Here is a 13,304-nt window from a genome sequence, read left to right on the forward strand (position 1 = left end):
GAACTTCAAAAAAAGACACAGTCCTTAGTGAAGGATTGTGTCTTGAAATAGATTTAATTTTGATTAAATCCGCTTTCATCCATGTAAAATATCTCCCAAAGATGTCCATCTATATCCTGAAAACTCCAACCGTACATGAACCCATGATCAATGGCTTCATTAAAAGGCTTTCCACCAGCATCCAGGGCTTTATTCACAATCTCATCCACTTCTTCCTTACTTTTAACCGATAATGCCACAATAGCTTCCGTACTTTTTGCTGAATCCGGGATTTCTCTCTTGGTAAACGTTTTAAAGTAATCTTCAACCAATAACATGACATATATAGATTCACTGATAACCACACACGTTGCATTTTCATTGGTCATTTGCTCGTTAAACTCAAAGCCAACTTTTGTGAAAAATTCTATTGAGGCATTCAAATCTTTAACAGGCAAGTTAACAAAGATCTTTTCCGCTTGAACTCCCATCAAATTCACCCTCACTCGTTTATTTTATGTTCATTACCCTACTATTCGTTGCTTTTTTCGATAATCCTGCTCGCAACAAAAAAAGGAGATACCGCAGTACCTCTCATCCTAATGTAATATGTACAACAAAGGTTTTTCAAGAACCGTTGGCGAACGCTAATCCTTTCTCAGAAAGAGCACGACGAATTTGCTCCGATGCTTTAGCTCCCATACCATGTAGCTGCAAGACCTCTGCTTCACTTAGCTTAGTAAACTGCTCAAGTTACAAGTACCCACCTCCAGCGAGTGCTCGTTGTGCAGGTTTAGCTAATCCTGTCGGGAGATCGCTTTCGTTATTCTTCATAATCCTTTCTCCTTCTTGTGTAATTAATAAATAGTATTTCAAGACTTCCCTTTCTTCTTATTATCCATGAAAAAAGGACCTTCAATCAAAGATCCTTTTTATTCACAAATTTAATTTACTTATTTTTCTCCTAAAATAGCGAGTGGACTAAATACTTCATAATGAATATGGTCTTTCGATACACTCCATTTACTTAGGGCCTCATTGATTGCTTCCATAAAAGGAATAGGTCCGCAGAAATAAAATTCACTTTCTTTTGATGGAACGATAGATTGCAGGAAGTCTAAACCCACGTATCCTTCTTTATCAAAATGGCCAGAGGTCCGATCGGCTTCTGTTGGTGCACCATAGACGACAATTGATTTTATATGTTGATGATCATTCACAATTTGTTGCAGATGCTCTTTAAAAGCATGTGTTTGGCTGTTGCTTGTTGCATGGATAAACGTAACCTGACGTTGTGGTTGCTTTTCTATAATGGTATTTAACATGCTAAGCAATGGTGTAATTCCAATACCGCCACTAATTAGAACGACAGGTAAATCTGTGTTATCAAGTTCGAAGTCACCTGCAGGAGCAGAAAATTGCAGCGTATCTCCAACTTGCAGCTGTCTATGTAAATAGTTTGATACAATTCCAGATGGAGCATCCCCATGGGCATCTTCACGTTTAACACTGATTCGGTAGTAATCCTTACCAGGTGAATCCGAAAGACTGTAATGGCGTATATGCGTATATTTCTCGCCAGGAATTTCCGCCTTTAGTGTTAGGTATTGCCCAGCATGATAGGAGGCAATGGGTTTTCCGTCTGTAGGCTTTAGGTAAAAGGAGGTTACCGCATCACTTTCTTTTATCTTTTTATCGATATTGAAGCTTCGGTATCCTTCCCATCCACCAGGCTGATGTTCTGTTTCCTCATAGAGGTTTTTTTCAATATCAATAAAGGCATTTGCAATATAGCCATATGCCTTTCCCCATGCCTCTATGATTTCATCTGTGGCTGCGTCACCCAACACATCTTTAACTGCTTGAAGCAACGTTTCACCTACAACCGGATACTGTTCAGGCTTTACCCCTATGGCACGATGTTTCTCAGTAACTCTTTTAATTACAGGTTTTATCGCTTCAAGGTTCGTAATATGTTCACCTGCAGCATAGACAGCATACCCCAAGGCCTCCTGTTGAATTCCTCTTTTTTGGTTGGTTTGGTTAAAAAGGTTATACAAATCAGGCGCTTTTGAAAATAGTAATTCATAAAATCTCTTTCCTATTGGTTTACTATGTTCCTTGAGAACAGGTGCTGTTGACTGAACGATTTCTATGGTCTTAGCATCAAGCATGTTAAAATGTCCTCCTCAAATTTCAGGGATATTTACTGTAAATAGCATTCCCGCTAAATATAGGAGTAAACATGATATTTTGGCCACATTCAACTTATCACTAACCAACCCAAACTTCTTACTAAAGGCGTTCTTCCGCCCATTTGGAGATTTTGAAATTCCCTTAAGATAATTCAAAGACACCATACCTAATAGTACGATGTCTTTGTTTAGTATCCTTGTTAAATTAAATGGGCTCCATTAGCTCAACAAGAAAATAAACTGCTGATCAGTAGCTCTTGATTTTTAAGTAAAGCATCGATTAGTTGAAGAAAAAAAGCGTTATAGAGTCCAATTGATGAGCAATCCTGCTTGTGCTAATCCACCACCGAAACCATATAATAAAATCTTCTCACCATTACTGAGCTTTCCTTCACTTACTCCTTTATCTAAAGCTAATGGTATTGATGCTGAGGAAGTATTTCCATACTCCACTAAGCTATATAATGTACGCTCAATTGGAAAACCACTTCTATCACATATTGACTCAATCATTCTTAAATTTGCACTATGCGGAACAAACCAATCAACATCATTCAAATGAAATTCAGTATTCATCATCACAGTTTGCATTCCTTTTGGAACAGTAGTAACAGCCCATTTATAAACCTCACGTCCATTTTGTACAAGGTTGCCACTATTATTCAAGTCTTCACCATTTATACGTGTCGATAGGTTTGTACTATATAAATGTTTTCCGCCTGCTCCTTCCGAATATAAATGTGAAGAAATAAAACTTGGTTGTTGTTCATCATATTCTACAAGAACTGCTCCTCCACCATCTCCAAATAAAATACAAGTGGCTCGATCTTCATAGTCCATAAGTTTAGATAAAGTATCAGCTCCAATAACAAGAACTTTCTTGTTTAAACCAGATGTTACTAATCCATTAGCTACATGCAACCCATAAGTAAATCCTGCACAAGCAGCGTTTAAATCAATAGCTCCAGTATTCTTAATACCTAGCTTTGCTTGGACTAAAGAAGCTACACTTGGTGTGTTGAAATCAGGTGAAAAGGTACAGACAATAATCATATCAACATCTTCGACTGATTTATCATACCGTTCCATTAAATCCTTTACAGCTTTATAACTTATATCACTAGTAAACTCTTCTTCATGTGAAATTCTTCGTTCTTTAATACCAGTACGTTTAACAATCCATTCATCATTGGTTTCAATCATTTTTTCTAAGTCCTTATTTGTTAACCTTTTTTCTGGAACATAAGAACCTATCGCAGTAATACGTGCTTTGGATTTGAACATAAAATAGCCACCTCGTGTTATGAATTGCATCAATTTTATAACTGATATTAATACCTGGTACTAATTATAAAGTAAAAAAATCTTATGCAACTACCCTTAACCTTTAGCCCCATAAGAAAAAGAGTTGCCACGCCACTCCCTTATTGAAGTAGAGCACTCGTTAGTGAAAGAACTTTTCCATTTAAAGAGGATTTTGTGCTTGAGCTACTCTGTACTATTTAGAATATAGGTAAAGTCCAAAATCTTGCATCACTGAGGTGTGCCCCATTTGACGCAGCATGGTAGCTATATTGCCACGGTGATATGATCCGTGAGTAACAACGTGTAGTACCGATTCAGAAATAGAAGTTTCAAGCAACCCAGCATATGGATTATCCACCACAATCAATTTTTCAAAATCTTTTTGACTGTTCAGAAGTGCTTTGTTTCGCTCAGATAAGTCTAGAAATATTTTTTTCATTTCCTCAATACTTTTCGTTTCCACCTCTTTTCTTAATTGATCCGCATCAATTGTTTAACACGAAATAACTTATGAAAATGGAGGGGAATTAAATTGACACAACCCGTATTAAAAATGTACAACTACCACGTGTGGGCATATGGAGTTATAATTGATCGTTTAAAAGAACTTCCACAGGAAATTTATCATCAGGAAATTCAAAGTGGTTTTTCTTCTGTATCAAAGGTGTTGTCTCACATTTATCTCACAGATTACGCATGGTTTGACATACTCTCAGGCAAAAGTATGAATGAAGCAATGGGGTCTACTGATAAATAATTTTCCGGTAAATCATTTAAGGGAATTATCCCCAACTACTCCTCTTATAGCGAATCATCGAATAATACTCATAAGTTTGTACAAAATACTTATGTTCAAAGGAGGTGTTTATATGCCTAATCTAAATGATAATAAATTCAAAAAAATTCAATCTGAAAGTCAAAAGCAAGGAAAATCACAAGAAGAATATGCTGCAGAACTTGAAATGAACAAATTGAAAAGTCAAAAAAGGAAGTAACCACACCAAATAATGATCATTGGCAGGAAGTTGTTTCCTGCCTTTAATTTACGCTTTTATTGGAATTTATCTTCCAGTGTTTAAAACTCCAGTATTTCTTAAACTCCCTCAGTTTAATACGATAATGCTCACGAATACTCGTTAATTCACAGGTTTCAAACCATTTGGAATAGGATTTATAAACGAACCCTGCTCTGTTATTCAAGTAGAGCACCAACTAATTCAACAAGGGTTTCAACTGATTATTTTCCTTCTGATAACTTTTTACTACACCACGGGCAAAACAAAATTTCGACAGATGATGAACCACCATCGTGAATTATCAACCCGTACTCATTATCTTTTTCATAATAGATTACAAGTTTATCTGGACATTCAAATGGGTTTTCGTGTATCTCACATTTGAAATTCGCGTGATATGCCATATCATCACAGCAATGTTTTTTCATTCAAATTCTCCTTAGGTAATCCACACTTAGTTTGTTTTTTATATTATATTATCAAACTTTATTCAACTAACCGCCCTGTTTGTTACATAAGTAAAAGTGCATTTCATCATATCTCTTTAAAGAATGATTACACCCGTTAGTTGAAGTAAGTCGTATGTTTATTTTATATATCCCACTTTACTTATCCCATTCCTTTAAAAGCTCTTGGTCGATTTCTTCAATGATTTCTTCAGCACCATCTTTTTTTACTACCTTTACTTCTATATCTTTGACATCACTGATGGCATACCAAAACCGTTTATCACCTTCGACCTTGATGATTTTCGCTGGTTCATCACCTGCATATATTTCAGAAATAGAATTATCACTAATTGCTCCTGAATAAATGTATGGAACTTGGTTCATTGAAGACCATTTAACAGGTGTATTCCATCCTGCTCCTCTTGTTTGTTTCCATTCCCATTTATCATTTTCTTTTTCAAAGTAAGCAATAAATATTTGTTCCCCTTGTGCATTATTTTCTTTAAATACTGCAATGGCATCATCTTCATGCAACACATTCATTTGCTTATGAACGAGCGAATAAGAATAATCCTTTTCCCCTAAGTGCATTTCATCTATCGATTTGTGAAAGAAATCTTCAAATGTTTGTTCTTTTGAACAACCAATTAAAAATGCTATACAAATTAAAAACGAAAAAAATATCTTTATTTTCAATCTTATCCCCCTTTGAAATCGTTCTCTTTATTCTATTTTAGCATCAATTCCTAATACATTCTCTCGCTCAAACTTTCGATATCCATCTAGAAAATCAAGCATATACTCACCTCCTATTTTAAATGTTTTATTATTATTAGGAAAAAATTATGCCGCTCTCGGTTATAAAATACTGTCAACTAATTCCTATATGGAATCAACGTAGACTATCTAGTCAATAGGGTATATAATAAAAATTAAATTTTATATTGAAATATTAAAATTATCTGGTTATAATACGATACGTCTTATTAATTTTGTTCGTGTTTAATTTTTAGAAAATTTAATATTTTTTAAAAATAGTAAAATTTAGTTATCATGGAGGTTTTAATTTGTCTAATAAAGTACCATCTTCATTTATAGTAGTGATTGGTTTCATGTTATTCGCGCTATTCTTTGGGGCAGGAAATTTAATTTTCCCGCCGATGCTTGGTCAATCAGCAGGAATGAATATCTGGACTGCTAATGCTGGGTTTTTAGTAACAGGGGTTGGATTACCGTTACTAGGTGTGTTGGCACTTGGTTTTTCTGGAAAAGATGATTTACAATCATTAGCAAGCCGCGTACATCCTGTGTTTGGGATTGTATTCACAACCGTTCTTTACTTAGCAATCGGTCCATTATTCGCAATGCCTAGAACAGGAAACGTTTCTTTTGAGATAGGTGTAAAACCATTCTTACCCGAAAATTCTGGACCGCTTCCTTTGCTTATTTTCACAATCATCTTTTTTACAATTACGTGTCTTCTTTCGCTCAATCCCGCGAAAATTGTCGAAATTGTGGGGAAAATATTAACACCTATCAAGTTAACGTTCATCGGAATCCTGGTAGTAGTAGCTTTTGTTAATCCAATTGGGGATTTTCAAGCACCTGTTAAGGACTATACAGTTCAGCCATTTTTTAATGGGTTTAGAGAAGGTTATTTAACAATGGATACTCTTGCATCTTTTGTTTTTGGCATCATTATCATTAATGCCATTAAAGAAAAAGGAGCAAAAACAAAAAAACAAATTATGATTGTTTGTGGAAAAGCAACTGGAATTGCTGCCGTTATCCTAGCAACCATTTATACAGCTCTTTCTTACATGGGTGCTTCAAGTGTAGAAAAACTTGGACACTTGGATAATGGAGGTATTATCTTAGCAAAAGTCTCGGATTACTATTTTGGAGCTTATGGTGGGATATTATTAGGATTAATGATTACAGTAGCTTGTATAACAACGAGCGTAGGACTTGTTACATCTTGTTCTTCGTACTTCCATAAACTATTTCCAAGGCTACCTTACAAAACAATTGCTATTAGTTTATCGATTTTTAGTGCAATAGTTGCCAATATTGGACTAACACAGTTAATTGCATTTTCTGTACCTGTAATGACAGCTATTTATCCATTAGCTATTGTATTGATTTTCTTAACATTCCTTCATTCTTTATTTAAAGGGAAGGCTGAAGTTTATCAAGGTAGCTTACTTTTAACTTTTATTGTTAGTTTATTTGATGGATTAAATGGAGCCGGTATACACATTTCATCCATTAATAATTTCTTTAATGCAATTCTTCCTTTGTACGAGGTAGGACTAGGGTGGATTATTCCAGCTATTGTTGGAGGATTCATAGGGTATGCCGCTAGCATATTGAAATTCCGTCTTAATCATCAAGTAGATTAATTAAATAAATAATGTATTTTAAAAAGCAGTCTAGGATTAATGCCTAGACTGCTTTTTTATGAATATGGATATAACAAATGATCTCAAATTGGCCGACCACTTTGCCTTGTTTACATCTTTTATCTTTACTCTTATAGAACTCCCTCAGTATGATAGCTATATCTCTCGAATGCTCACTTATTCGCAGGATTTCATAACCCTTGAAAATACATTAACGGTTAAAAGCAATGAGCTCAGATCATTTTGGTTTCATGGAGGCATAGTGAAATAAAGGAGCAATAGGAAACTCCATATTCTACCATATAATGCACATAATCTCCACGCCGCCCCTGGAGGCTTTCCCTCCCATGTCTCAACGGGTCATCGAAAAATATGCCCTCTCATTCCTTCGTCATGCCTATCCAAGGGGTGGAGGCCAGTTATGCTAACCTAATGGGTCGGTGCCCTTTTGTTCAAGAAATCTGGTACTCCGTGCATCTTTGAAATCCTACGAATAAGAAAACATTCGACAAAAAATAAGCTGAAAATAAAGTGTTAATTATTTTCAAGTGAGGTTCCCTTCGAGAACCTGTAAAGCATGATTTATTCAATAAAAACTAGGCTGCTAGAGCTGAAAAAGGTTGTAATTTTTCTGGGGAATAAGATTCATTTCGTTTGGCTATGCCTACAAATACTCGAGCCAGTTTACCAACCAATTTCATAATGGATTTCATTTTCTTTATTTTTTTCACCTTAACATTATTAGCGTGCAACGCTTTAAACTCAGGGTTATTCATGACAAGGCACATCGTCGCTAGGTATAAGAAACGCCGCAGTCTGGATCTCCCACGTTTAGAAATGACAATCTGACCTTTCCATTTACCAGAGCTCGCCTCGGAAAGATGTAACCCTGCATGACGAAGTAGAGAATTACCGTGGGCGAATCCACTTAAATCTCCAGCTTCCCCTAAAATTCCAGCTAAAGAGATTTCACTGATCCCTTTAATAGCCAACAGTTTCTTTGCGAAAGGAATTTGTTGAAGCACGTTAGTGACTTCTTGTTCCACTCTTTCGAGTTGCGTTGTAGCTAGATCATACTCTTCCAGTAGTTGTTCTAAATGTAGCTTGTAAGCATCATGTGCTTGGTGGGATCCGATAGAGCGTTTAGCTAAATCTATAAGTTGATAAGCTTTTTTCAACCCAGGCTGACGCTTCATTACCGATTTCCATTTGGCTACAATATCTTGAGGTTGCATCGATCTTAACTCGATTGGTGTCGGAAACAAACGTAGAGTTGCGATTGCCCCTTTTCCTTTCACATCTTTAAACACTTGTCGTAGCTCAGGAAAGACAACATCTACCCATCGATTTAATTGATTAATAGAACTAACGAGACGTTTTACGATTACGTCACGGTTGGACATAAGAACTCGAAGTTTTTCGAAAGACTCTGAAGCCACATGAACAAAAGAATAGTATCCATTCTTGACCATATCCGCAATCACGAGAGCGTCTTTTTTATCACTTTTGGACTGAGTGTTATCTCGATTTTCTTTATTTCTTTTTACAAGGTGAGGATTGACTGTTACGACATCAATCTTTTCGTTAGATAACCATTTCGATAGATTAATCCAGTAATGACCTGTAGGTTCCATACCGACAATAGTTGTGTCTAAGCTGTTTTTACCTTTTAGTTTATTAATCCATTCTAGAAATCTGTTAAAGCCTTCTTCGTTATTTTCAAAAGTAAGAGGATCACCTACCACGATTCCTCGATAATTTACAGCTCGAGCAACGTGAAATTGTTGGGCGATATCCACGCCAACAACGAGATGTCGATCAGAAATTCGTTCAATGAGTTGATTTTGTTTGTCCTGCATTTTAAAATTCATATTAGGGTTCCTCCTAAGGTTTTGAGTTAGAGTGATGTCTTACTCATATCTTACTGAGGAGCCCTATTTTTTTCAAAGTTAATAATTAACGCTCTACAGGAATGCTAACCTACTTATTTGATTTCAAAAAAAAGGGCTGCCGCAGCAACCCTGGTTTTGAAGTAAATCAATAATTTAAAATCCAAGTAAATTATAGGTTAGCCACTTTATCATCTGTCTGAGCAGCATCTACTGGTATACGTTTGTCTATTCCAAAAGCGTAATAACTAATTACAACGATACCTAGAAAACCAATTCCTACAATAAGCGATATACGTGTTTCATCATTAAACCACATTCCGATTAATACCATAATTAAGAAAGCAATGGTCAAGTAGTTTGTAACAGGTGCAAAAGGCATTTTGAATGGATGATTGACCATTTCAGCACTTTTTACTTTTCTGAATTGAATTTGACTAATCAGAATGACAAACCACGGAATCATACCAGGAAGTACACTGGCACTGTATACATGCACAAATAAATTTTCTGGTGCAACATAACTTAAAACAACACCAATTGCTAACCCAACAATCACACCGAACGTACCGAATAAAGGGACACCACTATTAGATACTTTCGCAAAGAATTTTGGCGCTTGTCCATTTATTCCCAAAGTATAAAGCATACGTCCTGCACTGTAGATACCACTATTGCAGCCTGACATTGCAGCTGTGATTACGACAAAATTAATAATTCCAGCTGCTGCTGTAATACCAACTTTCGCAAAGGTTGCAACAAATGGGCTACCAATTGAACTTAGCTGATCCCACGGGTAAACGGTTACAATAATAAAAATCGCACCGATATAGAAGATTAAAATACGCCAAATGGTACTTTGAATCGCTTTAGTTATCGTGTTTTGCGGATCTTTCGCTTCCCCAGCTGTAATCCCGATTAGTTCTACACCTTGATACGCTGCAACAACTAGTGAAAGAGCAAAGAAGAACCCTTTCCAACCGCCTGTAAATAAACCACCATGTTCCCATAGATTTGATAACCCTATAGCTTCTCCTCCGTTACCAATTCCAAAGAAAATAAGTCCAAATCCTGCAACAATCATTAATATAATTGTTACGATTTTAATCAGTGCAAACCAAAATTCAATTTCACCAAAGGATTTAACAGAAATTAGATTCGCTGCTCCAAGAATCACCATTGCGATCAAACCTGGAATCCAAGCAGGAAGATCCGGGTACCAATACTGCATGTACGTCCCAACTGCAATAATTTCAGCCATCCCAACAATAACCCACTGGAACCAGTTACTCCATGCAGTCATATACCCTGCTAATGGATGAATATACTTATAACCAAATGTTGCAAATGAACCTGTACTTGGCTCTAAATACAACATTTCCCCCATTGCACGCATAATCAAAAATATAAAAATCCCTGAGATTGCATAAGCTAACATTACGGACGGACCTGTCCATTTGATCGCGCTGGCTGAACCCATAAATAAACCAACACCAATTGTACCGCCCAAAGCAATCATCTGAATATGACGACCTTTCAACTCCCTGTTCAAATCTTTGTTGGCCATTCCAATTCCCCCTACACTACTAATAGTCGAAATTTGATGCACGGCATATCGACCGATTGTTTAATTTTATACGCCAATAGAAAGCGCTTACTTTTTAATGGCTGTAAAAAGTGCATCACATAACGTTTAAAAAAAATTCAAAACATCTGAATATAGTAACTCGAATAAAAGAGTTTTACAACTCTTTTATTCGGCTAGTAGCTTATTTATGCCGTAACTAAAAGTGACTTTAATCTCAGCTTTATCAGCATATCCCTCGTCATTTTCTCCAAATCATATTCCGCCTTAAATCCCCACTCTTCCTTTGCACAAGTTGAATCTATTGTATTAGGCCAACTGTCGGCAATACATTGTCTTGCAGGATCGACCTCATAATTCATGACAAATTCCGGAATATGCCTTTTAATCTCGGCTGCAATTTGCTCCGGATCAAAGCTCATAGCAGACACATTGAAAGAATTCCGATGTTTTAATTTTGAGGCATCTGCCTCCATTAATGTAATGATGGCAGCTAAAGCGTCAGGCATATACATCATATCCATATACGTTCCCTCAGCAATGTAAGAAGTATATCTTTTATTTTTAATCGCTTCATAGAAAATTTCAACTGCATAGTCGGTTGTTCCACCGCCAGGAGGTGTAACATACGAAATCAGTCCCGGGAATCGAAGACCTCTCGTATCAACCCCAAATTTATGATGATAATAATCACATAATAACTCTCCGGATACTTTATTCACTCCGTACATCGTATTCGGTCGTTGAATGATGTCTTGTGGAGTCAAATCTTTTGGCGTGGTTGGACCAAACGCGCCAATAGAACTAGGTGTAAATAATTGGCAATCAAGTTCTCGTGCCGCTTCCAAAGCATTAACCAATCCGCCCATGTTTAAATGCCAAGCTAAAAGTGGCTTCTTTTCAGCTGTTGCTGACAATAATGCAGCTAAATGAATAATCGTATCCACTTCATGTTTTTTTGCCATATTAAACATCGCTTTTTCATCTGTAACATCTAAAATCTCAAATGGACCTGATTGGGCAACATCGCTCTCCGTTTTTCGAATATCTGTTGCAATGATATTGTCTGATCCATAAATCTCTCTCATTTTCAGCGTTAGTTCTGAACCAATTTGACCTAAAGCCCCTGTTACTAAGATCTTTTTCATCAAAAATCCCTCCCCTTTTTCACTCTGCAGCAAGCAATTCCTTAAATAATCGACATCTCTTTTCCTACTTTTTCATAAATGGCTAATGCACGATCCAGCATCTCTTTTGTATGAGCAGCTGTCGGCATATTCCGCACTCTTCCTGTTCCCTTTGCAACAGTAGGAAATACGATAGATTTAGCATACACACCTTCTTCATTCAGCCTCTTACTGAATTGCTGTGTTTTTGCTTCATCTCCTATTATGCAAGGTGTAATCGGTGTTTCGCTCTCTCCAATATCAAACCCTAATTCTTTTAGGCCCTTTTTCAAGTAATTGCTGTTTTCCCACAGCTTATTTTGAAGATCTGAGCTATTCATCAAAATATCAATGGCTTCTATACAAGCTGCAACTGCTCCTGGTGTGACAGCCGTTGAAAATAAAAACGGACGGCTTCTCACTTTTAACCAATCAATTAAATCTTTCTTTCCTGCTACATAGCCTCCTACAACACCAATGGCTTTGGATAATGTTCCAATCTGGAAATCCACCTTATCCGATAACCCAAAATGTTTTACTGTTCCTGCACCATTACCTAATACACCCGAACCATGAGCATCATCAACATACGTAATTAAATCAAACTCTTCGGCAATCTCCACAATTTCAGGAAGCTTGGCAATATCCCCATCCATCGAGAAAACTCCATCGGTAATGATCATGACTTTGTTATACAATCCGGACTCCTTTGCTTGACGTGCTTTTGTCCGTAAATCGTCCATGTCGGAATGTTTAAAGGGAATGATCTTTGCTTTAGATAATCGACATCCATCAATGATAGAAGCATGATTCAGTTCATCTGAAAGAATGGCATCATGTTTATCCATCACTCCTGAAATCGCTGCCATATTACAATTAAATCCAGACTGGTAAGCAATGGCTGCTTCTGTATGTTTAAATTCGGCAAGCTTTTCTTCTAATTTGACATGAATATCTAATGTTCCGTTGATCGTACGAACCGCACCGGATCCGACACCATATTTTTTCGTTGCTTCAATGCATGCCTCTATTAATCTCTGATCTGTTGCTAAACCTAAATAGTTATTGGATGATAAATTAATTAACTCTCTGCCTGCAATGGTAATTACCGGACCATTTGGACCTTCTACCGGATCAATAACGTTGTAAAGTCCTTTTTCTTTTAAATCTTCCAAATTTTCATTCAAAAATTGATTTAATATTTCACTAGACATTTCACATACCCCCTCATTGATGGTTGGAATAAATGCAGGATTTTTTTTATGATTTACCTCTATTCTCAAACATTGCATTTAAGAATATTGAATTTTACTCATTT

11 protein-coding genes and 2 pseudogenes are annotated in these 13,304 nt (G+C 36.5%); 3 read left to right on the forward strand and 10 right to left on the reverse strand.

From position 1 onward, the window contains the following. Positions 1–53 precede the first annotated feature (53 nt). From JFV29_RS23020 to JFV29_RS23040, 4 genes and pseudogenes are all read right to left on the reverse strand, one after another. On the reverse strand, positions 54–470 hold the full coding sequence (locus JFV29_RS23020) for a VOC family protein (protein WP_201186602.1): 417 nt from the start codon (positions 468–470) through the stop codon (positions 54–56). Between the two features lie 462 nt (positions 471–932). Beyond that, positions 933–2,153: an NO-inducible flavohemoprotein gene (gene hmpA, locus JFV29_RS23030; RefSeq protein ID WP_201186603.1), complete on the reverse strand. Its 1,221-nt coding sequence runs from the start codon at positions 2,151–2,153 to the stop codon at positions 933–935. A 321-nt stretch (positions 2,154–2,474) separates the two neighbouring features. After that, entirely contained in the window at positions 2,475–3,458 is a 984-nt protein-coding gene (locus tag JFV29_RS23035) for a ketoacyl-ACP synthase III (protein WP_201186604.1), read from the reverse strand. 214 nt (positions 3,459–3,672) lie between these two features. Continuing rightward, positions 3,673–3,969 (reverse strand): annotated as a pseudogene (locus JFV29_RS23040) (DinB family protein); the annotation flags it as partial. 42 nt (positions 3,970–4,011) lie between these two features. Here JFV29_RS23040 and JFV29_RS23045 point away from each other — a divergent pair. After that, a pseudogene (locus tag JFV29_RS23045) lies at positions 4,012–4,233 on the forward strand (DinB family protein); the annotation flags it as partial. 115 nt (positions 4,234–4,348) lie between these two features. Further along, entirely contained in the window at positions 4,349–4,474 is a 126-nt protein-coding gene (locus JFV29_RS31260; RefSeq protein WP_255263999.1) for a hypothetical protein, read from the forward strand. Positions 4,475–4,716: 242 nt separating this feature from the next. Here JFV29_RS31260 and JFV29_RS31800 read toward each other — a convergent pair whose 3' ends face one another. Together JFV29_RS31800 and JFV29_RS23050 are read right to left on the reverse strand one after the other, a co-directional pair. Then, positions 4,717–4,923 (reverse strand): DUF6980 family protein, encoded by a 207-nt coding sequence (locus JFV29_RS31800; RefSeq protein WP_446728262.1) that lies wholly within the window; start codon positions 4,921–4,923, stop codon positions 4,717–4,719. 177 nt (positions 4,924–5,100) lie between these two features. Further along, positions 5,101–5,640 carry a hypothetical protein gene (locus JFV29_RS23050; RefSeq protein WP_201186605.1) on the reverse strand — a complete coding sequence of 180 codons (540 nt, stop codon included), beginning with the start codon at positions 5,638–5,640 and terminating at the stop codon, positions 5,101–5,103. A gap of 371 nt (positions 5,641–6,011) precedes the next feature. Between JFV29_RS23050 and brnQ the strand changes: the two genes are divergently transcribed. Continuing rightward, entirely contained in the window at positions 6,012–7,346 is a 1,335-nt protein-coding gene (brnQ, locus tag JFV29_RS23055; protein ID WP_201186607.1) for a branched-chain amino acid transport system II carrier protein, read from the forward strand. Positions 7,347–7,942: 596 nt separating this feature from the next. On the opposite strand, the gene JFV29_RS23060 is transcribed toward brnQ, so the two are convergent. The 4 genes from JFV29_RS23060 to JFV29_RS23075 all read right to left on the reverse strand — a co-directional run bounded on the left by JFV29_RS23060 (position 7,943) and on the right by JFV29_RS23075 (position 13,200). Further along, entirely contained in the window at positions 7,943–9,217 is a 1,275-nt protein-coding gene (locus JFV29_RS23060; RefSeq protein ID WP_201185507.1) for an IS110 family transposase, read from the reverse strand. 190 nt (positions 9,218–9,407) lie between these two features. Further along, positions 9,408–10,802 (reverse strand): amino acid permease, encoded by a 1,395-nt coding sequence (locus JFV29_RS23065; RefSeq protein WP_201186609.1) that lies wholly within the window; start codon positions 10,800–10,802, stop codon positions 9,408–9,410. A 206-nt stretch (positions 10,803–11,008) separates the two neighbouring features. Next, a complete protein-coding gene (locus JFV29_RS23070; RefSeq protein ID WP_201186610.1) occupies positions 11,009–11,968 on the reverse strand; it encodes an L-threonine 3-dehydrogenase in 960 nt (319 codons plus the stop codon). Positions 11,969–12,009: 41 nt separating this feature from the next. Next, on the reverse strand, positions 12,010–13,200 hold the full coding sequence (locus JFV29_RS23075) for a glycine C-acetyltransferase (protein WP_098177981.1): 1,191 nt from the start codon (positions 13,198–13,200) through the stop codon (positions 12,010–12,012). Between the last annotated feature and the right edge of the window lie 104 nt (positions 13,201–13,304).

The organism is Peribacillus sp. TH16, from assembly GCF_016651095.1.
Lineage (GTDB): Bacteria > Bacillota > Bacilli > Bacillales > DSM-1321 > Peribacillus > Peribacillus butanolivorans.

Bases quoted from the DNA above. Each gene is read 5' to 3' on its own strand.
- JFV29_RS23020 (WP_201186602.1), bottom strand. From the start codon at position 470: ATGGGAGTTCAAGCGGAAAAGATCTTTGTTAACTTGCCTGTTAAAGAT.
- JFV29_RS23075 (WP_098177981.1), bottom strand. From the start codon at position 13,200: ATGTCTAGTGAAATATTAAATCAATTTTTGAATGAAAATTTGGAAGAT.
- JFV29_RS23065 (WP_201186609.1), bottom strand. From the start codon at position 10,802: ATGGCCAACAAAGATTTGAACAGGGAGTTGAAAGGTCGTCATATTCAG.
- JFV29_RS23070 (WP_201186610.1), bottom strand. From the start codon at position 11,968: ATGAAAAAGATCTTAGTAACAGGGGCTTTAGGTCAAATTGGTTCAGAA.
- JFV29_RS23060 (WP_201185507.1), bottom strand. From the start codon at position 9,217: ATGAATTTTAAAATGCAGGACAAACAAAATCAACTCATTGAACGAATT.
- JFV29_RS31260 (WP_255263999.1), top strand. From the start codon at position 4,349: ATGCCTAATCTAAATGATAATAAATTCAAAAAAATTCAATCTGAAAGT.
- JFV29_RS31800 (WP_446728262.1), bottom strand. From the start codon at position 4,923: ATGAAAAAACATTGCTGTGATGATATGGCATATCACGCGAATTTCAAA.
- JFV29_RS23035 (WP_201186604.1), bottom strand. From the start codon at position 3,458: ATGTTCAAATCCAAAGCACGTATTACTGCGATAGGTTCTTATGTTCCA.
- hmpA (WP_201186603.1), bottom strand. From the start codon at position 2,153: ATGCTTGATGCTAAGACCATAGAAATCGTTCAGTCAACAGCACCTGTT.